Source organism: Thermohahella caldifontis (assembly GCF_041153465.1).
Classification (GTDB): domain Bacteria; phylum Pseudomonadota; class Gammaproteobacteria; order Pseudomonadales; family Oleiphilaceae; genus Thermohahella; species Thermohahella caldifontis.
Map to the genome: position 1 here is coordinate 2,555,046 of NZ_CP154858.1, position 19,146 is coordinate 2,574,191.

General features: G+C 60.6%; 19 protein-coding genes. 11 read left to right on the top strand and 8 right to left on the bottom strand.

Translation table 11 applies throughout. The features are described from left to right. Positions 1 to 40: 40 nt before the first annotated feature. Positions 41 to 1,078 carry a putative solute-binding protein gene (locus tag AAIA72_RS12400; protein ID WP_369600625.1) on the bottom strand — a complete coding sequence of 346 codons (1,038 nt, stop codon included), beginning with the start codon at positions 1,076 to 1,078 and terminating at the stop codon, positions 41 to 43. Between the two features lie 176 nt (positions 1,079 to 1,254). Here AAIA72_RS12400 and AAIA72_RS12405 point away from each other — a divergent pair, with 176 nt between their 5' ends. The 6 genes from AAIA72_RS12405 to AAIA72_RS12430 all read left to right on the top strand — a co-directional run bounded on the left by AAIA72_RS12405 (position 1,255) and on the right by AAIA72_RS12430 (position 8,628). Beyond that, entirely contained in the window at positions 1,255 to 3,486 is a 2,232-nt protein-coding gene (locus AAIA72_RS12405; RefSeq protein WP_369600626.1) for a PAAR domain-containing protein, read from the top strand. After that, positions 3,479 to 4,264 carry a DUF2931 family protein gene (locus tag AAIA72_RS12410; RefSeq protein WP_369600627.1) on the top strand — a complete coding sequence of 262 codons (786 nt, stop codon included), beginning with the start codon at positions 3,479 to 3,481 and terminating at the stop codon, positions 4,262 to 4,264. The genes AAIA72_RS12405 and AAIA72_RS12410 overlap by 8 nt, the downstream gene beginning before the upstream one ends. Before the next feature lie 14 nt (positions 4,265 to 4,278). Continuing rightward, positions 4,279 to 5,121, top strand: coding sequence for a DUF2931 family protein (locus AAIA72_RS12415; protein ID WP_369600628.1), 843 nt, complete (start codon positions 4,279 to 4,281; stop codon positions 5,119 to 5,121). Between the two features lie 86 nt (positions 5,122 to 5,207). Further along, the gene (locus AAIA72_RS12420) at positions 5,208 to 5,960 is read left to right on the top strand and encodes a DUF2931 family protein (RefSeq protein WP_369600629.1); all 753 of its coding nucleotides are present in this window, start codon (positions 5,208 to 5,210) and stop codon (positions 5,958 to 5,960) included. Positions 5,961 to 6,120: 160 nt separating this feature from the next. Further along, positions 6,121 to 7,632 carry a flavin-containing monooxygenase gene (locus tag AAIA72_RS12425; RefSeq protein ID WP_369600630.1) on the top strand — a complete coding sequence of 504 codons (1,512 nt, stop codon included), beginning with the start codon at positions 6,121 to 6,123 and terminating at the stop codon, positions 7,630 to 7,632. Between the two features lie 33 nt (positions 7,633 to 7,665). Continuing rightward, positions 7,666 to 8,628 carry an alpha/beta fold hydrolase gene (locus AAIA72_RS12430; RefSeq protein WP_369600631.1) on the top strand — a complete coding sequence of 321 codons (963 nt, stop codon included), beginning with the start codon at positions 7,666 to 7,668 and terminating at the stop codon, positions 8,626 to 8,628. On the opposite strand, the gene AAIA72_RS12435 is transcribed toward AAIA72_RS12430, so the two are convergent. The 3 genes from AAIA72_RS12435 to AAIA72_RS12445 all read right to left on the bottom strand — a co-directional run bounded on the left by AAIA72_RS12435 (position 8,611) and on the right by AAIA72_RS12445 (position 11,158). Beyond that, positions 8,611 to 8,853 carry a cytochrome C oxidase subunit IV family protein gene (locus AAIA72_RS12435; protein ID WP_369600632.1) on the bottom strand — a complete coding sequence of 81 codons (243 nt, stop codon included), beginning with the start codon at positions 8,851 to 8,853 and terminating at the stop codon, positions 8,611 to 8,613. The genes AAIA72_RS12430 and AAIA72_RS12435 overlap by 18 nt on opposite strands. Continuing rightward, positions 8,850 to 9,422: a cytochrome c oxidase subunit 3 gene (locus tag AAIA72_RS12440; RefSeq protein WP_369600633.1), complete on the bottom strand. Its 573-nt coding sequence runs from the start codon at positions 9,420 to 9,422 to the stop codon at positions 8,850 to 8,852. Before AAIA72_RS12440 ends, AAIA72_RS12435 begins: the two co-directional genes overlap by 4 nt. A gap of 62 nt (positions 9,423 to 9,484) precedes the next feature. Beyond that, positions 9,485 to 11,158, bottom strand: a complete 1,674-nt coding sequence (locus AAIA72_RS12445) for an HAD family hydrolase (RefSeq protein WP_369600634.1) — start codon at positions 11,156 to 11,158, stop codon at positions 9,485 to 9,487. A 103-nt stretch (positions 11,159 to 11,261) separates the two neighbouring features. Between AAIA72_RS12445 and AAIA72_RS12450 the strand changes: the two genes are divergently transcribed. Next, the gene (locus AAIA72_RS12450) at positions 11,262 to 11,987 is read left to right on the top strand and encodes a TSUP family transporter (RefSeq protein WP_369600635.1); all 726 of its coding nucleotides are present in this window, start codon (positions 11,262 to 11,264) and stop codon (positions 11,985 to 11,987) included. Positions 11,988 to 12,083: 96 nt separating this feature from the next. On the opposite strand, the gene AAIA72_RS12455 is transcribed toward AAIA72_RS12450, so the two are convergent. Next, on the bottom strand, positions 12,084 to 13,634 hold the full coding sequence (locus tag AAIA72_RS12455) for an alanine/glycine:cation symporter family protein (protein ID WP_369600636.1): 1,551 nt from the start codon (positions 13,632 to 13,634) through the stop codon (positions 12,084 to 12,086). 84 nt (positions 13,635 to 13,718) lie between these two features. After that, positions 13,719 to 13,943, bottom strand: coding sequence for a type II secretion system protein (locus AAIA72_RS12460; RefSeq protein ID WP_369600637.1), 225 nt, complete (start codon positions 13,941 to 13,943; stop codon positions 13,719 to 13,721). 326 nt (positions 13,944 to 14,269) lie between these two features. Between AAIA72_RS12460 and AAIA72_RS12465 the strand changes: the two genes are divergently transcribed. Together AAIA72_RS12465 and AAIA72_RS12470 are read left to right on the top strand one after the other, a co-directional pair. Continuing rightward, positions 14,270 to 15,262 carry a cache domain-containing protein gene (locus tag AAIA72_RS12465; protein WP_369600638.1) on the top strand — a complete coding sequence of 331 codons (993 nt, stop codon included), beginning with the start codon at positions 14,270 to 14,272 and terminating at the stop codon, positions 15,260 to 15,262. A 130-nt stretch (positions 15,263 to 15,392) separates the two neighbouring features. After that, positions 15,393 to 15,908, top strand: coding sequence for a GGDEF domain-containing protein (locus tag AAIA72_RS12470; protein WP_369600639.1), 516 nt, complete (start codon positions 15,393 to 15,395; stop codon positions 15,906 to 15,908). Between the two features lie 68 nt (positions 15,909 to 15,976). Here AAIA72_RS12470 and AAIA72_RS12475 read toward each other — a convergent pair whose 3' ends face one another. Together AAIA72_RS12475 and AAIA72_RS12480 are read right to left on the bottom strand one after the other, a co-directional pair. After that, the gene (locus AAIA72_RS12475; RefSeq protein ID WP_369600640.1) at positions 15,977 to 16,483 is read right to left on the bottom strand and encodes a hypothetical protein; all 507 of its coding nucleotides are present in this window, start codon (positions 16,481 to 16,483) and stop codon (positions 15,977 to 15,979) included. Positions 16,484 to 16,656: 173 nt separating this feature from the next. Then, the gene (locus AAIA72_RS12480) at positions 16,657 to 17,634 is read right to left on the bottom strand and encodes an AraC family transcriptional regulator ligand-binding domain-containing protein (protein ID WP_369600641.1); all 978 of its coding nucleotides are present in this window, start codon (positions 17,632 to 17,634) and stop codon (positions 16,657 to 16,659) included. 221 nt (positions 17,635 to 17,855) lie between these two features. On the opposite strand from AAIA72_RS12480, the gene AAIA72_RS12485 reads away from it, so the two are divergent. Next, positions 17,856 to 18,533, top strand: a complete 678-nt coding sequence (locus AAIA72_RS12485; RefSeq protein ID WP_369600642.1) for a cytochrome b/b6 domain-containing protein — start codon at positions 17,856 to 17,858, stop codon at positions 18,531 to 18,533. A gap of 29 nt (positions 18,534 to 18,562) precedes the next feature. Beyond that, complete coding sequence (locus AAIA72_RS12490; RefSeq protein WP_369600643.1) at positions 18,563 to 19,024, top strand: cytochrome c; 462 nt, start codon at positions 18,563 to 18,565, stop codon at positions 19,022 to 19,024. Positions 19,025 to 19,146 lie beyond the last annotated feature (122 nt).

Genomic DNA, 19,146 nt, shown 5'->3' on the forward strand with positions numbered 1-19,146 from the left:
GCAGATACCGGATAACGGGGAGCCCTCAGCTTACCACATCCTATTCCCGGTTGGCGGCAGAACACTCGGCTGCCATGGGATTATTGTGGCAGCGGATCTTGCGCAGCAGCCGCAGCATGGTGGGGTGATATACCTGTGCAGTCCGGGGCACGCCGGAGGCTTCCAGGTTCAGACGCAGGCGGCGGATCATTTCCAGGTAGGCCGTTTGAGTACGCTCAGGCAGGTCAATCCACCAGCGTTCGGGGATGGCCGCCTCATAGGCCAGCACCTTGCGCAGGGCATCGTCTGACATATCGCCCATGATGCGCCTTGAGGCCCGAACGAATTCAGCCGGAAACACCCCTTCCCGGGCCACCAGCTGGAGCGTGAACTGCCCGAGCGCAAAGCGGATGATGCCGCCCTTCGGCTCCAGCCCCTTGTACATCTCCAGGACTTCATAGGCACCGCCGGGGGCATAGACAATATCCACCTCCCCGCGCTTGAACATTTCCGCGAAGTTGCTGATCCGGGCCGGGACCGGGACCGCGCCCACCTGACGGATCATGGCTTCCGCATCCGCATGGTCCGCCAGCACGGCGACGCGCTTGCCCTTCAGCGCCTCGACCGTGCGGATGGATGCGTCACGCACATACAGGTAGACCGCGCCCAGGGGCAGTACCCCCAGGATCTCATGGCCGTTTTCCTTTTCCAGCCGGGCCAGCCTGGGATGGGAAAGAAACTTCAGCAGCAGCTTGAGATCCGGATAGCTGGGAACCGTGCCGATGGCACTCAGGGACCCGGTGAACCGGTTGTAGCGGCGGATGCCGAGATCGGAGAGGCCGGCGATGTCGCACTCACCGGCTTCGTAGGCGGCAATGGCCTCCGCTTCATCCCGGAAGGCATCCATGGTCAGGGCAATGCCTTCGCGCAGGGCGGCGAGCTGATAGGATTTCATGATGGCATAGATCTCGCCCTGACGACCGGCCACGTCGAAGAGGCAAAGCCGGTACGTCTGGCCGGCGGGTGCAGCCATTGCCGGCCCTGCCGCACTGAACAGGGCGGCAATGAGGCACAGACAGAGCATTCGGGCGCAACGCATGGTCTAATCCGTTTGTCAGAGGTTAACGAAGTGTTGCACAAAATTACCAAAAGATATTTGAATCAGTGCACGAAAGCAGGGCGTTCCGGCACCGGCGGCTTCGTTGACAAAGTGACCCCTGTTCCTTAATCTCGCCGCACAGAGGGATGGACAGAGAATGATCAGGGAGATGGATCATGAGCAGGAAAATCGTCCGTGTCGGGGATTACCATGTGTGTCCCCTGTGGGATGGCAAGACCCCCCATGTGGGCGGCCCCGTCATCACCGGGGTACCCAATGTGCTGATCAACGGCAAACCGGTGGCGGTGGTGGGCTCCCGGGCCATGTGCAACTGTGGCGAGGACGTCATTGTCAGCGGTGACCCGCGGCTACTGATCAATGGCCTGCCCGTTGCGGTGCTGGGCGCGCCCACGGCCCACGGTGGCCAGGTAGTCGAGTGCAGCGGTGATATGGGCGTGGGCGGCAGCCCGGATTTGCCCAACGCCGAAGCCTTGCGGGAGGAATGGCAGGAGGCTCTGGAGGCCCTGCCCGACGACCATCCCGCAGCCGAAGCCATTCGCCAGTGCCTGAGCTATCTGGGTGCCAGGCCCGTCCGCTGGCCGGATTACCCGACGGTACCCCTGAGAGAGGCGGACAGCATCCTGCCTGACCTCTACTACCCCACCTGTGATGCCGAACGCATCGTCACCCCCTTCAGCCCGCAGGACCTGACCAATGTAGCCGAAGCAGCAACGGTACCCGCCGTGAGCAGCGTCATGAATCAGGCGGATACAACTGACGCCACCGAGGCCGCTCCGGGCCCGGCAGATCAGAGCGACAAGAAGGCTGAACCCCTGAAAGTGATCATCAGTGCCGGTTTCTTTTTCGATGGTACCGCCAATAACCGTGCAAACAGTGATACGGGTGCCCAATGGCGGCGCGAGAAGCGCCGTGGCCGCATGACGGTGGACGACTACTGCAAACGTGTGCGGGAACATGGTCCCAGTTATGACAATGACTGGACCAATGTGGCCAAGCTGCAGCGGCTCTATTTCGACCGGGTTCGGGATGAAGGGGATGTTCGCCTGGTGGGCATGGCCCTCTACATCGAGGGCATCGGCACTCTGAACGGAGAGGAGGACTCGACCTGGTGCATGGGCACGGGCCGGGGCAAGTCGGGCATTCTCGCCAAGGTGGAGCGGGCGGCAGAGGAATACGTCAGGCAATACAGTACACTCAAGGAACAACGTATTTTAACTTCGACCGATGATTACGAGCTGGTAGTTGATGTATTCGGATTCAGCCGGGGTGCGGCGGCCGCCAGGCATTTCATCAATGACGTGCTGGCGGGTGAAGGCGGCCACTTTTATACGGCACTCCGCGCAGCCGGCGTCCCCCTGCCTGCCTCGGTGACCATCCGCTTTGCCGGACTGTTTGATACGGTGGCATCAGTATTCAGCGTCATTTCCGAGGACGGGGTTGACCTGTCCACCCACAATGACAAGCACAAACCTGTCATCCTGCGTATTCCGCCTGAGAAGGTGGGATTTGCAGTTCAGCTCTGTGCCGGGGATGAGTTCCGCCTCAACTTTGCCCTCACAAGTCTGCGCAATCCGGATGGCAGCCTGCCGGAGAATTTCCGGGAATGGGTCTTTCCCGGTGCCCATTCGGATATTGGCGGCGGTTACGTCACCCATGCGCCAGGCCAGCCGGATGAACGAGAGCAGGTCTACCTGGACCCCGGGTTGAAAGTTGAGGACAGTTTCATGCCTTTCGTGGGCGCCCGGGGTCCGGAAGAGTCACTGGCATGGAAGGAACTGGACAAGAAGCGGCAGCCGTTTCTCGCGCATCCATGGTGCAGCGGGACCAGTTTCCGGGACACAGTCCAGATTCGGGAAGATGAGCGTGAGGGCAGGACCATAACTGACGTTGTGGAAATTGTGGCCGACTACCAGCCGGGGAACGGAAATGCCTACTCGCGCCAGGTAAAGGTAAGGACCCGGGGAGGGCAGAGCCGTCAGATACGACAGACCTTCAGTGAGGTTTGCCTGAATCTGATCATGCGCCGGAAGCTGTACGGCGAATACTCGCGTATTTTCCTGTATCTCATGCACGAAGTGGCTGTAGGTCGGGGTGTACCCTTTCTGGCCCTTGAAGAGCCCTCCTACAGCGTACCGCAGGACAATCCGGATCAGAAGGAGTATTCAACTGATCGACTCAACGGTACCCGTATCCCGGGCTGTCTGTATCCAGTGTGGCAGGAATACCGGGCCCTGATCCGGGATGGCAAGCCGATTGAGCTGAGTCCGACCCTTCGGACACTGCTCTACAAGCACTATATTCACTACTCCGCGAGCTATCAGCCGGATTATGTGATTGCGATACCCAACGAGCCTGCCGATGAACGGGAAATCTTTTTCAATGTATAGAATCCTTGCGATACTCGGTCTCACGCTTCTGGCGACCGGCTGCACCAGCACTCGGGAAGTCTATCCGGAGGACTTCAGAAACTGGTTTGTCAACGTGGGGGTGCCCTTTCACTACCGGGTGGATCTGGGAGAGGTGAATACTTTCTGGAAGGATGGCACCTCTGCCAGCAGCCGGCCCATTGGTGGACGAAGCTTTGGCTGGGTCAGTGGCCCTCAGGCAGGCCTTCTTCCGCCTCCGGTTCATGACGCAGTGGGGTTTACCTATTGGTCACTGGCGGAGCGCAAGGCCTATCGGGTGTATTTCGAGATCCCCGACGAGGTGAAGGAGATCATGCGCCACAAGGTGCCGAGTCAATGGGCTCCGGACAGAAAAGGCCTTTTCTATCGCAACGGCATTTCCTTCGGGATCATGCCCGGCGGCAAGTATGTGGTCTGGGTGCTGGCGTACAATCAGGACGCCATTGAAATCGCCCGCGGGCAGGCGGAGTTTGTCAAGGACACCCCCTATACGACCTACTTCTGGGAAAGTGAAGAAGGAGAGTTTGTCAGAAAGGAAGGCCTGCATCTGGACTGGGATGTGGAAGAGTGGACGGTATTCAACGAAATCGCCTTCGCCCATTTTCTGAAGGAGCGCTTCAACCCGGATGATCCGGCCGGCTGGCCCCCGCCCAGGCTCTCGGACCTGCCGCCCGGCGCCTGGAAACAGGGGGATACCCGCCCCTGGCGCAGGAAACCGCCGGCTATCCGGCTCAGGCACGAGGAACTGAACCCAAGATGATGAACTGTGCAGGGATGAGCAGACAGCGTGGCAATCCGATTGCAGGGCACGCCGGCAGCGACGGGTCCGGCCCGCATAGGTGGCTGGGCGTTCTGGTGCTGATGTTGTTGTTCGTGGGCTGTGCCAGTACCCGAGAACACTACCCCAGGGATTTCAAGTATTGGTACGTCAATGTCGGCGTGCCCTTTCACTATCGGGTCAGTCTGGGTGAAGTGAATACCTTCTGGAAGGATGGCACCTATGCCAGCAGCCGGCCTATTGGTGGGCGCAGTGATGGCTGGATCGGCGGTGCTCCGGCTGGACTATTGGAAATGCCGGTCCATGATGCCATTGGCTTTACCTATTGGGCATTGGCGGAGCGCAAGGCCTACCGGGTGTATTTCGAGATCCCTGACGAGGTGAAGGAGATCATGCGCCACAAGACAGACACGCAGTGGCGCCATGACAGACAGGTTCACACATACCGGGATGGAATATCCATCGGGATCATGCCGGGTGGAAAGTATGTGGTCTGGGTGCTTGCCTATCCTTATGATGCCATTGAAATCGCCCGCGGGCAGGCGGAGTTTGTCAAGGACACCCCCTATACGACCTACTTCTGGGAAAGTGAAGAAGGAGAGTTTGTCAAAAAGGAAGGCCTGCATCTGGACTGGGATGTGGAAGAGTGGACCGTCTTCGACGAGATTGTTCAGGCCAGATTCTGGAATCAGCCTTACAACCCGGAAGACCCGAAACACTGGCCCCCGCCCAGACTCTCGGACCTGCCGCTCGGCGCCTGGAAACAGGGGGACACCCGCCCCTGGCGCAGGAAACCGCTGGCTATCCGGCTCAGGCATGAAGAACTGAATTCAAGGTAAAGGAGCGGGCAGGGATGCGAACAGGCGTGTGCAAGAGCTTGTACCCGGGCGGCAAGTTGCCTGAACTGTGCAGAAGTCTAACCTTAATGATCCTCGCACTTCTGGCGACCGGCTGTACCAGCACTCGGGAAGTCTATCCCGAGGACTTCAGAAACTGGTTTGTCAACGTGGGGGTGCCCTTTCACTATCGGGTCAGTCTGGGTGAAGTGAATACCTTCTGGAAGGACGGCACCTATGCCAGCAGCCGGCCCATTGGTGGACGAAGCTTTGGCTGGGTCAGTGGCGCCCCCGTCGGGCTTCTGCCAGCACCCGTTCATGACGCAGTGGGGTTTACCTATTGGTCACTGGCGGAGCAAAAGGCCTATCGGGTGTATTTCGAGATCCCCGACGAGGTGAAGGAGATCATGCGCCACAAGGTGCCGAGTCAATGGTCTCCGGACAGGAAAGGCCTTTTCTATCGCAACGGCATTTCCTTCGGGATCATGCCCGGCGGCAAGTATGTGGTCTGGGTGCTGGCGTACAATCAGGACGCCATTGAAATCGCCCGCGGGCAGGCGGAGTTTGTCAAGGACACCCCCTATACGACCTACTTCTGGGAAAGTGAAGAAGGAGAGTTTGTCAGAAAGGAAGGCCTGCATCTGGACTGGGATGTGGAAGAGTGGACGGTATTCAACGAAATCGCCTTCGCCCATTTTCTGAAGGAGCGCTTCAACCCGGATGATCCGGCCGGCTGGCCCCCGCCCAGGCTCTCGGACCTGCCGCCCGGCGCCTGGAAACAGGGGACACCCGCCCCTGGCGCAGGAAACCGCCGGCTATCCGGCTCAGTCACGAGGAACTGAACCCCCGGTGAAACGTGGCCGTTCATGGTGAGCCGGATACCTCCCCTTTGAGATCGGCAGACCGCCTTGGCCGAAAAAGACAGTGCGGCTGTCATCTGAGCCATATCCTCCGTCACTGACGCATTTCTATACTGAAGCTCAGTGACGGAGGAACACAACAATGACAACAGCCCAACCGGATACCGATTTTCTCATCATTGGCGCCGGGTTTGCCGGCCTCTGCATGGGGCACCACCTGAAACAGGCGGGCCTGGACCGCTTCCGGATCGTGGAAAAGGCGTCTGATCTGGGCGGCACCTGGCGGGACAATCACTATCCCGGCGCGGCCTGTGATGTGCAGAGCCACCTGTATTCCTTCTCGTTCCATCCCAAGCCGGACTGGAGCCGTTTCTACGCCGGCTGGGCCGAAATCAAGGCCTACATGGACGACTGTGCCCGGGCTTTCGGCCTGTTGCCGCACCTTCAGTTCAATACCGAAGTCACCGGCATGGCCTGGCAGGAGGATCGGCAGCTCTGGCGGGTGCGTCTGGGTGACCGGGGGCATGTGGATACCCGCTATGTCATTCTGGCCACCGGGCCCCTGCACCACCCCAACATCCCGGCACTGCCCGGCCTCGACACATTCAAGGGGCCCGTGGTGCACACGGCCCGCTGGGACGACAGCCTGCCGTTGTCGGGCAAACGGGTTGCGGTCATCGGGACCGGCGCCTCGGCCATTCAGCTGGTGCCCGAACTGGCCAAAACCGTGGGCCACCTGCATGTGCTGCAGCGCACGCCGGCGTGGGTCGTGCCCAGGCCTGACCGGCCCTACAGCGAACAGGAAAAAAGGCGGTTTGCCCGCTATCCGCTGTTGCGCAAGCTGCATCGGGCACGTCTGTACTGGCAGAATGAAGCGCGCTTCATTCCCATGCATCACCCGGCCATCTCGGGCGTGCTGGCGGCAGCGGTCAGGTATCGGATCCGGCGCACGGTGAAGGATCCGGAAACGGCCCGCAAGCTGTCGCCCGATTACGCCATCGGCTGCAAGCGCGTGCTGCTGTCCAACGACTGGTTTCCCACCTTCAACCGGCCCAACGTCAGCCTGCATACGGATGGTATCGACAGGATCGAAGCGGATGCCATCATGCTGCGCAACGGCACCCGCCTGCCGGTGGATGTGGTGGTCATGGCCACGGGATTCGTGGTGGATCCGCGCAAGTACCTGCGCAACGTGGATATCGTCGGCCGTCACGGCCGCGAGCTCAAGTCCGTCTGGGCCGACATTCCCCATGCCTACAAGGGCATCACGGTGCCGGACTTCCCCAACCTCTTCCAGATGACCGGCCCCAACACCGGCCTTGGCCACAGCTCCATCATCTTCATGATCGAGTGTCAGGCCCGCTACATCCTTTCGGCCATTCAGGCCGGACAGGCACGGCGTCTGCCGGTCATCGAGGTGAGGGCCGATGTGGAGGCGGACTACAACCGCCAGATCCAGAAAAAACTGGCCAGACGGGTCTGGGCCAGCGGCTGCTCAAGCTGGTATCTGGACGACAAGGGGCGCAACTTCACCTTGTGGCCCGACACCACCACAGCGTACTATCTGGCCACGCGCAAGGTGCGCCTGTCCGACTACCACTGGTACCCGCTGCCTGCACAGATACCTGAAGGCACGCGTACCGCACCAGCCTGATCTGACTCACAACAACGAAGGAATCGCTGACACATGAAGCATCGCAACCTCATCCTGGTCTCCGGCCTGCTGATCCTGGTGCTGGCCGGTTTTGCCGCCCTGCAACATTACCGTTATGCCCTCTATGATGCGGCCATGTCCATGGAAGCCAGCCGCGCGGGGCTGACCAAGGGACACATCACGGTGGATGGCATCGACTGGGCGTATTACCGCGGGCCCGAGCACCCGGGTGCCGAGACCGTGGTGATGATTCACGGCTTTGCAGCCTACAAGGAGAACTGGCTGCGCTATGCCCGCTACTTTACCGACCGCTACAACGTGATCGCACCGGATCTTCCCGGCCACGGGGAAACCTCATCACCGCTGGATCTGGACTACAGCATCGAAACTCAGGCCGGACGGGTGAAAGCCTTTCTGGATGCCCTGGGTGTGAAGCAGGCGCATCTTGTGGGCAACTCCATGGGCGGGGCGATTTCCGCCGTTTTCGGGGCGCAGTGGCCCGAGCGGACGCTGACCCTCACCCTCATTGATCCGGCCGGCGTATTTGACGCGCCATCCCTGCTGGATCAGGAGCTGGCGGCGGGACGCAACCCGCTCATCGTGAAGGAGCCGTCGGACTTTGGTCGCTTGCTGGACTTCGCACTGGAGAAAAAGCCGTTCATCCCCTGGCCCATCTCCCAGGTGGCAGCGGAAAAGTCCATGGCCCGCAAGACCGTGAACGACAAGATTTTTCACGATATCTCCCGTGAGCGCCCGCGTATCCGCGACTTCAAGGAAGGCCTGAAGCTCATCCGGGCCCCGACCCTGATCCTCTGGGGAGACCAGGACCGCGTCATCAACGTGAAGAACGGCGAAATCTTTGACCAGCTCATTCCCAACAGCAAGCTGGTGGTGATGAAGGGCATCGGCCATGCCCCCATGATCGAAGTGCCGGAAGAGGCGGCGCGTCTGACACTGGACTGGATCGCACAGGCCACCTCAGCCCAGAAGCCATAACACCATCAGGGCGACGGCGGGTGTGTAGAGCTGAATCAGCACCCGCCAGAACGCCGGTGCCCGGCGCAGCCCCATGAACACGTCCGCGATCAGGGCATTCTTGAGAATCATCAGTCCCAGCGCTGCTGCGACCAGCATCCTGCCGCCCCAGTGCGGGAGTGCGGCGGTCAGCGCTGTGGCCAGTATCAGGGTGATCCATGCCGTGAGCAGCGTGCGCAGCGTCATATCACGTACACCAGCGGGAACAGGATCACCCAAACCATGTCCACCATGTGCCAGTAGGACGCACCACTCTCGATGCCTGACAACTCCCCTTCCGCATAGCCCCCGCGGGCGGCTTTCCGGGTAATGTAGGCGAGAATGATCATGCCCATGATCACATGCATGAAATGGAAGAAAGTGAGGAAAAAATAGAGGGTGTAAAACAGGTTGGTCCGCAGCGTGTAGCCGGCCTCAAAAAGCTGCCCATATTCCCAGAGCTTGAGGATCACATACACACCGGCACAGACCAGCGCCGCGGCAAAGGCGGGAACCAGCGTTGCCGGACCTCTCCTGTGAGCGCGTCCGACGCCCGCGGCCACGGCGGCCGAGGCGCTGATGAGCGCGGCAGTGATCAGCCAGCCGGCCCAGGGATGCAGGGTGGCTCGTCCACGGGCGAACAGCTCCGGTGCATCACTGTGGGACCAGGCCAGGACGCCGAAGAGCACGGCAAAGACCGTCATCTCCGCCAGAATGAAAAACCAGATGGCCAGATCGCCCGGCAACTGCCGGACGTCAGGGCAGGTTGTGGTCATGGCACCTCCTGTGCACAGGGTCGCAGGGCGGATCCGGACTGTCGTTGACCGGTATCAAGCCGTCAGGGTCCGGACATGCAGGTCAGCAGCATGGCCCAGAACTCGGAGAAGCTGTTCACCACCACATCCGGTACCCAGGGAAAGCGCTCGCTGCGGGGAAAAATGGTATTGAGCCAGCGCTGATCCCACTGGGCGCCATTGTAGAACACCCCGGTCATGCCGGCCCGGCTGGCGGCAATGATGTCGGTGGTACTGTCACCCACGTACCACACATCCCGGCCAGGGGGAATGTCCAGCATTTCGCAGGCCTTGAACAGCGGGTCCGGGTGCGGCTTGCGTCGTTCCGTATCGTCGCCGCAGACCCAGCAGTCAAAGAAATGGGCCCAGCCGGTGCCGTCGATGGCCTGCAGTTCGTGTTCGAAGAACTCCCGGTCCCGGTTGGTCATGACGCCGGTCAGAATGGGCAGTTCGCGCAGGGCGGTGAGCATTTCCCGGATCCCGGGCTCGAAGGGCAACACGTTACCGAAGTAATTGCGGTAGTGGAAGTTGAAGCGCCGGTGGGCAATCTGCTTGGCTTCCTCGTCGTCACCGAACAGCACCTCGAAAATATCCGTCCGGGAAATCTTGCGGTCCGCTTTCACCTTGGGGTGGAGGCTGTAATGCTCACGCACATAGGCCACCAGCTTCGCGTCTTCCGGTGAGCGGCTCTTGCCCTCCGGCACGAGGCGATCCAGCAGATCCAGTTCCTCAAGTTCCTCCAGCAGATCGTCGACCGCGTTGTACATGGCATCCAGGGTATCGGCCAGAGTGGCATGCCAGTCGAAGAGAATGGCCCGGGGTACCTGAAGCTTCGCAATGGCCGGGTGCCAGTCCGGCTCCTGCCGTGGCGGCGGTGCCGGGGGCGGGGGCGCCGCGGGCGGGCGCTCGCGGTTCAGCGCCTCGCGCTGCGCTTCGGAGGCCACGCTTTCCAGCGTCGCCATCAGTGCCTCGAAATCGGGCAGGATGCGCGCCGGGCGGGTCCGGGCCTCGCTCATGAGGTGGTCGGCAATCCAGTCCTCATCCCACCAAGCGCCGTTGTAGAACAGCGGCGTGACCCGGGCATTGTGTGCCGTGAGCATGTCCATGCGACTGTCGCCCACGTACCAGACCGGACCATGACGGTGCCCCATCGCCTCCAGTGCAGCGTGAATCACGTCCGGATGGGGCTTGTAGCGAGCCACATCATCGGCACAGCGGATCACGTCAAGGAGGGCCTGCCAGGCACCGCCCTCCACCTGCTTCAGTTCCGCATCCAGAAAGGCACGGCTGCGATTGGTGGCCACGCCGGTGCGGATACCCAGCTTGCGCAGCGCCGTCAGGTATTCCGTGATGCCGGCCTGATAGGGGTGCACCTCGCCAAAGTGACGCGCATAGCAGGCGTTGTACGCCTCATGGGCGATCTGCTTGGCCTCCTCGTTTTCCCCGAAGATGGCGTTGAAGATCTCGGTGCGGGAAATGCGCCGTTCCGCCAAGATGGTCGGGTGAAGGTGCCGGTAGATGCGGATATACCGCACGAGCCTGATGTCATCCGCCGTGCGGCACTGGTCTTCCGGCAAGAGATGGCGCACCAGCCCCAGTTCCTCGAACTGGGACAGGACCTCTTCCATGGCGGCGAACATGGCGTCGTGGGTGTCCACCAGCGTGCCATGCCAGTCGAAGAGAATGACGTCGGGCCAGGTCAGTTTGGCTGTGCTCATGGCGAAAGTGTAGCACTTGCCTGGTCACCCGTGTACAGGCATGATGCGGCAAACATCGGAATGTGCGCGAGGCACCATGCCCCTGGATCCGGAAGTGTTGTTGATGTTGTTCGGTGCCGCCGCACTGGCCGGGGGCGTGGATGCCATTGCCGGCGGGGGTGGTCTGATTGCCATGCCGGCCCTGCTGCTGGCGGGCATTCCGCCTCAGGCGGCCCTGGCGACCAACAAGCTTCAGGGCAGCGTGGGCACCTTTTTCGCGGCCCGCTACTTTATCCGCCACGGGCAGGTATCGGTGGCGGACATCCGCAGCTGGATTCTCGGCACTTTTCTGGGGGCGGTGGCCGGCACGGCGCTGGTACTGACGCTGGATGTGCGACAGGTCGGCACAATCCTGCCCGTGCTGCTTCTGGGCATGGCCCTCTATTACCTGCTTTCGCCGAACCTCGGCGAGGTGGACCGTGCCCGGCGCGTCTCTCCGGCCGTATTTGCCGGTCTGATCTGTCCGCTACTCGGGTTCTATGACGGTTTTTTCGGCCCGGGAACGGGAAGTTTCATGGCACTGGCCTGTGTCACCCTGATGGGGCACAACCTGACCCGCGCCACGGCGCATACCAAGGTGCTGAACTTCACCAGCAACCTGGCATCCTTGGGCTATTTTCTCGCATTCGGTGAAGTGGCCTGGCTCGCCGGCCTGGTGATGATGGCCGGTCAGTTTGCGGGGGCCAGCCTGGGCGCACGCCTGGTGATCAGGCAGGGTGCCCGGCTGGTGAGGCCCGTGGCTGTCATCATGTGCGTGCTCATGTCCGCCAGGCTGCTTTGGCGCGGCTGATACGGAGCACTTGAGCGTGGCCCCTCCCATGGCAAGAAAAAGGGCCGCATCGGGCGGCCCTTGGAAGAGCATGGAAAGCAACGGCTTGAACCGTCCTCAGCCTCCCTGGTGAGGATGGGCGGGCGCTCCCTCCGGCACGATGTCCGCACTTCCGGTATCGCCGGAACCTTCCGACAGCCGCTTCTCCCACCAGGTTGCACCCTGAATGCCGAGAGCTTTCGGGTTGAAGGTATACGTCTCCACACCCCGCGCCTGCTGGGCCTCGTAATCCTTCAGCGCTTTCATGGCCGGGCGGCCGAGGAAGAAGATTGCCAGAATGCCGACAATGTTCAGCCAGGCCATCAGTCCGACCCCCAGATCGCCAAGTGCCCAGGCCAGATCCGCGTTGCGGGCCGTGCCGTACAGTGCAGAGGCCAGCAGCCCGACCTTCAGGAAACCCATCAGGCCGGGAATCCTGAATGTTCGGCGCATGTAGGCCACATTGGTCTCGGCGATGTAGTAGTAGGCCAGAATGGTGGTAAAGGCGAAGAAGAACAGGGCGATGGCCACAAACGGCTGTCCCAGACCCGGGAAGATGCGATCCACGGCCATCTGGGTGAAATAGGGGCTGGCCGTGATGGCGTCAGCACCCAGATTCTGGATCAGGAAGCCGCCCTCAGGATTGTGGACGTTGTAGGTGCCGGTGATGAGGATCATGAAGGCCGTGGCAGAACATACAAACAGCGTGTCGATATACACGGAGAACGCCTGTACCAGACCCTGTTGGGCGGGATGAGCCACTTCCGCCGCTGCCGCTGCGTGGGCACCGGTACCCTGACCCGCCTCATTGGAGTAAACGCCGCGCTTGACGCCCCAGCCGATGGCAGCACCCAGTCCGGCCATGGGCGAGAAGGCGTCGTTGATGATCAGCATGAAGATTTCGGGCAGCTTGTCGATGTTCAGCGCCACGATAATGCAGGCAATCAGGATGTAACCCAGGGCCATGAAAGGCACCACGAACTGGGTGAAGCCTGCGATGCGCTTGACCCCGCCAAAGATGATGAAGCCCAGCAGGAGGACCACCAGCGTGCCCGCGAAGATCTTGGCACTGCTGATCGTGCCGAGGCCGGTTTCAATCATCGGGCCCGGACCGAAGGCGGTTTCAAACGCATTGCCGATGGAGTTGGCCTGCAGCCCCGGCAGCATCAGCCCGCAGGCTACAAAGGTGGAGATGGCAAAGATCCAGGCATACCACTTCTGCCCGGTCAGTTTCTCCAGATAGTAGGCCGGGCCGCCGCGATACTGGCCATCCTGATCTTCCTTGTAGATCTGTGCCAGTGTGGACTCGATGTATGCGGTGGCGGCACCCAGGAAGGCGACCACCCACATCCAGAACACGGCCCCCGGGCCGCCGAAACCGATGGCGGCCGCCACCCCGGCGATGTTGCCGTTGCCGACCCGGCCCGACAGCGAAACGGCCAATGCCTGGAAGGAAGAAATCCCCTCCCGGCTGGACTGACCGGCAAACAGCAACCGCCACATTTCGCGGAAATGCCGCAGTTGCAGAAAACGTGTCTGGATGGAATAGAACAGACCGGCACCCAGGCACAGATAGACCAGCGCCGGGCTCCATACGATGTCGTTGAGCAGGCTTACCACCGACTGCATGACAGGTGACCCCCCTTGTTTTGGACTCCAATGGACAAAACGCGGGATTTTAGCCGCAGGGGTTCCGGGGCGGGATGCGCGATCTTACGTAGTCGGGATCAGGCTTCCGGGGGCTGACTTCAGCACCCGGTGGTGGTGGGAGTGATCCCCGGAGGGCTGTTGGTGCGGGCAGAGGTATAGCGGATTTTGCAGTTCGCCGAGGATAACGATCACCATGACGAGCTCGATAAGTGTAAATCCGCGATTGCGGGCCTGCAGGCCCGGTGACGGCCCGCGAGCCAGGCTGGCGTCGATCATCATGGTTCTCATGCCCTCCGTTTTGAGATGGCTGTGCCTTGATCCTTTGGAGCAGGACAGAGGCACAATATTGATGCGCCTGTGACCGTATTTCAAGTGCAGCCACGGGGCGGCCAGGATATGCCTTGCTCACATCAGCCTGAGAGGACAGACATGCAACCAATTTGACGAAGGAGCGGCTGGCGTTGTGAAAGGGTACCCGTGAAGGAAGTCATATTGAAACGGTTTATGGCCTGCCAGGATGGCGGGATTCTTGATCCAGTACAGCCAGCAACACTCCCGGCTTGTGCTAATCTGTAAAAATACTTACACAGATTCGGTGATGGCCGCTCAATACCATGACCAGACAGAAATTGTTGCGCATCCTGTTTCTTACGGTGTGCCTGTTCGTATTCGTATTCCCGGCGGTCATCGGGGCCGGTTTTGCGTGGGTGTATTATCCCGAGCGGTTTGAGGAGGCAAAGGCCTTTCTCAGGGAGAGAAACGAGTCGATAGGCGTCTTTATTGACGGCTATTTCAAGGAGCTCCGCAACACTGTCCGTATTCTCGCTGCCATGCCGGAGGTGTCAGAAATCCCCTGGCTGGATGGGGCCGGCAAGGCGAAAGTGCTCCGGCTGTATCGGGAGATTCAGCGACAGAATCCGAACATCTATTACATCTATTCCGGTTACACCGACGGCAGTCTGCTGATCAATGATTATGAGCCGCCGCCGGGCTATGATCCGAGAGTGCGACCCTGGTACAAGGCGGTCATGGGTGCACCTGTGCCGGGCAAGGAAGTTGTCGGGCTGCTCTACCGGGAGGCCAAGACTCAGGAGCTGCTTCTTGCCACGGTCCACATACTGGAGAGTCCGGAGCACGGCTTCACGGGTGCCGTGTCCATTGACAGTTATACCCGGGAGATATCAGCACAGATCGAGCGCCGGTCTGACATTTACCATTCCGCCAGAAGCTTTATTGTCGACGACAAGGGGACCATTCTTGTTCATCCGCAGCCGGAATACATAGGCAGAAATGTTGAGGAAATCTTCGGGGAAAACCCGGTAATCCGTGCGGGGACCTATTTTCCGTACGTTGAAGGTCTGCAGCGTCGCGTCGCCTATATTTCAGGCATTCCCATTGCCGGATGGCGGCTGGTGACTACCGTGGATGAAGAGGAGATTCGCGGCCCCATCCTCAGGCGGTTGTCCCTGTACGCGCTGGCCCTGATGGTTGTCTGTCTGGCGCTGGGGCTGATTCTTGCGTACATCTGGAGAAACCGGGTGATCCGGCCGTTGCTTTCTCTCGCAACGGCTCAGGCATCTGGCTGGCGTTGCCGATCTGCCTGTTGAGGTCCGGCCGGCTGACGATGAGATTGCCGAGATCACCGCCACCATTGAAAGCCTGACCGTTCAGGCGCTGCTGGAGAAAAATGCGCAGCTTGCCCGCGCGTATCAGGAGATCTCGGCCAAGAATCAGGTATTGAGTCAGAAGAACGACCTGCTGGAAAAACTGGCTACGGAAGATGGTCTGACCGGCCTCCTCAATCGTCGCAAACTCGAGGAATGTCTGGCTGAGGAGTACGAGCGGTTCCGGCGCCATGGCGTGCCGTTCTCACTCATCCTGTTTGATATTGACCACTTCAAATCGGTGAATGACTCATACGGACACCAGGCGGGAGATGAGGTCCTGCGGCAGTTGTCCGAAATCGTTGCCCGAAGGCTCAGGGCAACCGATGTCTTCGGACGCTGGGGTGGGGAAGAATTCATGATCGTGGTGCGTAACGGGGACCTGCAGGAGGCACTGACGCTGGCGGAGCAGCTTCGGGCCCGGGTTGAAGATTATCCGTTCAGCATCGGCCGGACGGTGACCATCAGCCTGGGCGTCGGGGAAATCCGCCCTGGTGAATCCGTGGACCAGTTGATCAGCCGGGTGGATGATTATCTTTACCAGGCCAAGAGAAACGGGCGGAATCGGGTGGGCTCCGAAAGACGGTGACCCGGTGTACCTGATTGCCCGTCAGGCAAGATCACTGATAGTTACGGTGAAACAGCTCCGGTTGATTTTCATTCCCCGAGTTGATGTCGGCTCTCACGCAATTGCAGGATGCAGTCCTCACCGCTTTCCGGAGCCTGGGACATTAATGCGGCTTCACTGGCGCCAAGCCATGCCAGCACCTCCTCCGGAGGGTGCTCAATGAAGGGGGGTGTGCAGACATCCTCTGCAGAGAGATCCAGTTCCGCTGCAGATCTGAGCACCTGCACAGGCTGATAGGGCAGGGCCTTTGCCAGCATGAAACGCAACGTGGTGGCAAGGCTGCCATCGGCATGCAGATAGAGCTGCTCAAGCGCTTTGAAAGCGATAGCGTCACCTTTGTCCAGCATTTGCTGCAGGGTATTCAGGCGTGTTGTCCAGCGCTCAGGGTAAGCCCCGATATCCCGGACCGATTGTTCCGGCTGTTCCGTCAGGTGTGTCAGCCAGACCTCCGAAGTTGCTGTCGTGGGCTGTTGGCATCCCGCAGTGGCCAACACCAGTATGAGCGTGACGGGCAGAAAGATGCGCTTCACTTTCATCGTCCAACCTCAAGTATCCGGTTCCGAGACTGGCTGATTGGTTTGCGCGTCGCCCGCACCCTGAAGTGCTTCCGTGGCATGTTGGGATTCCTTTTGTACGACATGTGCAGCGCACCCCAGTTTAGAACGCATGGAACGCCAACGGAATCGTCCGGATGGACGGTAAACCGGCATTACGCCAGCGACCACCGCCTCATGGCCCGGTACAGCGCCGTGGTATCAGCATAGCCCAGCTCACGGGCAATCTGATCCATGGTGTGCTGGCCGGTGTCCATGAGCATTCTGGCGCGCTCCTGGCGCACGCCGTCCAGCAGCTTCCGGAAACTGATGCCCTCGTCGGCCAGCCGCCGGCGCAGGGTCCGTTCCGGCAGGCTGAAAAAGCGAGCCACTTCGGTCACGTCCGGATAGCCGCCGCTGAACAGCCGCAGATATTCCGTAATCCGCCCTGACAGGGGGGCCTCGCTGTCGTCCGGTGCGTCCAGCAACTGGTCGCAGATGCGCTTGTAGAGGCGGAAGGCGACGGGATTGGCCTTGTCGAAGGCGCGGGCGAATTGCCGGGTATCGGCAATCAGCCGGGCGTGAGGCTGTCCCCAGAGAATGGGCGCAGGTATGCGGCTTTCATACTCCGCCGCATTGTCCGGGCGGGGGCAGGGCATCCACAGGGCCTTGAGGGTCACGGGCTGATCGTAGAGGCGGGAAATGTCGTCAATGAGTTTCAGGGTGCCGGCAATATCCCGGTCGGTCACGAACCGGGCCACGGCAGGGGGAAGCTCCCAGGGGATGATGTCGATGGCGCTTTCTTCGGCGCCCAGATCAAAGCGGATATCGCCGAACACGTAGGCGAGGGACTGATAACGCACACCCACCTTGCAGGCCTCGAAGGCGTTCGGACAGCTCATGAGCAGCATGGCAAAGGGTCCGTAACCGGGCAGGGAGAAGCGTGAGCCCAGACGCATCCCGGCCAGGGGATCGTCCACATGCACGAGCATTTCAGAGAGCAGACGCAATTCCGTACCCCGGTCCAGCCGGGCGTCCGGGTCGAGACGGTCCAGCGCCATGCCGTAGCGGGCGAGAATCTCGTCCACCGGCACCTGATACACGCGCCGGAGCGCATCGGCGGTGAAGGCAAATCCCAGAATGCTGCGTTTCATGATCCTGCACCTTGTCACGGACTGATAGCCTATCATGTTCGCTCATTTCGCTTCAAAAGCATGGAAAGCTTCGTTTATTCCGAATCTGACAGAACTTTCATGTGTCGCACTTGATCCCCACGAAAATAAAAGTCAGTCTGAGCGCTAACGATTTGTCTGAACGTGACTCTGACAGCAGTCTGGCAGGCTGAAATGTATGAATACGATGCAGGAGGCACAACATGCGCGTGAAGGTCTGGGATCTGCCCACACGGGTCTTCCACTGGCTGTTTGCCGGTACAGTCCTGGCGCAGTTTGCCACCGCCTGGCTGGGCGGAGACGCCATGTTCTGGCATGTGCGTCTGGGATATGCCGCTCTGGCGCTGGTGATCTTTCGGCTGTACTGGGGCTTTTTCGGCAGTGAAACCGCCCGCTTCCGCCATTTTCTCAGGCCGCCGCCCGAGGTCATTGCCTATGCGAAAGCCTTGATCCGGCGTCAGCCGCCAGAGGTACCCGGTCACAATCCCATGGGCGGCTGGGCCGTGCTGGCCATGTTGCTGGCAGTGGGTGCACAGGCGTTGCTGGGCATGTTCAGCAACGACGACATCATGATCGAAGGGCCGCTCTACGGGCTCGTGGACAAATCCACCAGTGATGCGCTCACGGGCTGGCACAAGACGGGTGCCGTGGTCATCATGATATTGGTGGGACTGCACCTGGCCGCCATCGCCACCCATGAATGGCTGTTCCGGGAGCGCCTGGTGCCGGCCATGGTGCACGGCGCCAAGCCGTTGCAGCAACCGGTGACGGTGAAGCTGGTCCCGGTCTGGCGGGCCATTCCCGGTGTGATGCTGGCGGTGGCAGTCGTCTGGGCACTGGTACGCTGGGGCATGGCTCATGCGCCGACGTACGTGTATTGACAAAACAAGAACCCTGAAAGGAGATCCACATGAAGAGAAAAACACTGATCACGACAGTACTGGCGGGTGCGCTGCTGGGTGCGGGCATGGCGCAGGCCGCCATGAAGCCGGATGATGCCATTGTTGCACGCAAGGCCGTGATGCGCGTCATCGGCCTCAACTTCGGTCCGCTGGGTGCCATGGTCAAGGGGCAGATTCCCTTTGACAACCAGGTCTTTGCCGCCAATGCCCAGCGCCTGAAGCTGGTCAGCGAGATGCCGGTTGAACAGTACTTCCCGAAAGGCTCCGAGACGGGCAAGGGGACGACCGTTACCCGGGAGATCTGGGAGAACTGGGACGATTTCGAGAACGGGCTGAAAAAATGGCGCATGGAACTGGCCAAGCTGGCTGAAGTGGCGCAGACCGGTGACGAAGCGGCCATGCGCAAGCAGTTCAGTGAGGCCGCCAAGACCTGCAAGGGCTGCCACGACGACTTCCGCGAGAAAAACTGATCCATCATCGGGCGGGATGGCCTCCCGCCCCTTGCCGTCACCTCTCAAAGGGTGACGCGTTCCCTTGAAACCCGGCCCGTTTGCCCCCAGACTGGCTGCACTGTCATCTGTCTGAATCCGGA

Excerpts from the sequence above, each read along its gene's own strand:
- AAIA72_RS12490 (WP_369600643.1), top strand. The coding sequence starts at position 18,563 with ATGAAGAGAAAAACACTGATCACGACAGTACTGGCGGGTGCGCTGCTG.
- AAIA72_RS12425 (WP_369600630.1), top strand. The coding sequence starts at position 6,121 with ATGACAACAGCCCAACCGGATACCGATTTTCTCATCATTGGCGCCGGG.
- AAIA72_RS12420 (WP_369600629.1), top strand. The coding sequence starts at position 5,208 with ATGATCCTCGCACTTCTGGCGACCGGCTGTACCAGCACTCGGGAAGTC.
- AAIA72_RS12480 (WP_369600641.1), bottom strand. The coding sequence starts at position 17,634 with ATGAAACGCAGCATTCTGGGATTTGCCTTCACCGCCGATGCGCTCCGG.
- AAIA72_RS12410 (WP_369600627.1), top strand. The coding sequence starts at position 3,479 with ATGTATAGAATCCTTGCGATACTCGGTCTCACGCTTCTGGCGACCGGC.
- AAIA72_RS12475 (WP_369600640.1), bottom strand. The coding sequence starts at position 16,483 with ATGAAAGTGAAGCGCATCTTTCTGCCCGTCACGCTCATACTGGTGTTG.
- AAIA72_RS12415 (WP_369600628.1), top strand. The coding sequence starts at position 4,279 with ATGAGCAGACAGCGTGGCAATCCGATTGCAGGGCACGCCGGCAGCGAC.
- AAIA72_RS12430 (WP_369600631.1), top strand. The coding sequence starts at position 7,666 with ATGAAGCATCGCAACCTCATCCTGGTCTCCGGCCTGCTGATCCTGGTG.
- AAIA72_RS12405 (WP_369600626.1), top strand. The coding sequence starts at position 1,255 with ATGAGCAGGAAAATCGTCCGTGTCGGGGATTACCATGTGTGTCCCCTG.
- AAIA72_RS12455 (WP_369600636.1), bottom strand. The coding sequence starts at position 13,634 with ATGCAGTCGGTGGTAAGCCTGCTCAACGACATCGTATGGAGCCCGGCG.
- AAIA72_RS12445 (WP_369600634.1), bottom strand. The coding sequence starts at position 11,158 with ATGAGCACAGCCAAACTGACCTGGCCCGACGTCATTCTCTTCGACTGG.
- AAIA72_RS12465 (WP_369600638.1), top strand. The coding sequence starts at position 14,270 with ATGACCAGACAGAAATTGTTGCGCATCCTGTTTCTTACGGTGTGCCTG.
- AAIA72_RS12485 (WP_369600642.1), top strand. The coding sequence starts at position 17,856 with ATGCGCGTGAAGGTCTGGGATCTGCCCACACGGGTCTTCCACTGGCTG.
- AAIA72_RS12435 (WP_369600632.1), bottom strand. The coding sequence starts at position 8,853 with ATGACGCTGCGCACGCTGCTCACGGCATGGATCACCCTGATACTGGCC.
- AAIA72_RS12460 (WP_369600637.1), bottom strand. The coding sequence starts at position 13,943 with ATGAGAACCATGATGATCGACGCCAGCCTGGCTCGCGGGCCGTCACCG.
- AAIA72_RS12450 (WP_369600635.1), top strand. The coding sequence starts at position 11,262 with ATGTTGTTCGGTGCCGCCGCACTGGCCGGGGGCGTGGATGCCATTGCC.
- AAIA72_RS12400 (WP_369600625.1), bottom strand. The coding sequence starts at position 1,078 with ATGCGTTGCGCCCGAATGCTCTGTCTGTGCCTCATTGCCGCCCTGTTC.
- AAIA72_RS12440 (WP_369600633.1), bottom strand. The coding sequence starts at position 9,422 with ATGACCACAACCTGCCCTGACGTCCGGCAGTTGCCGGGCGATCTGGCC.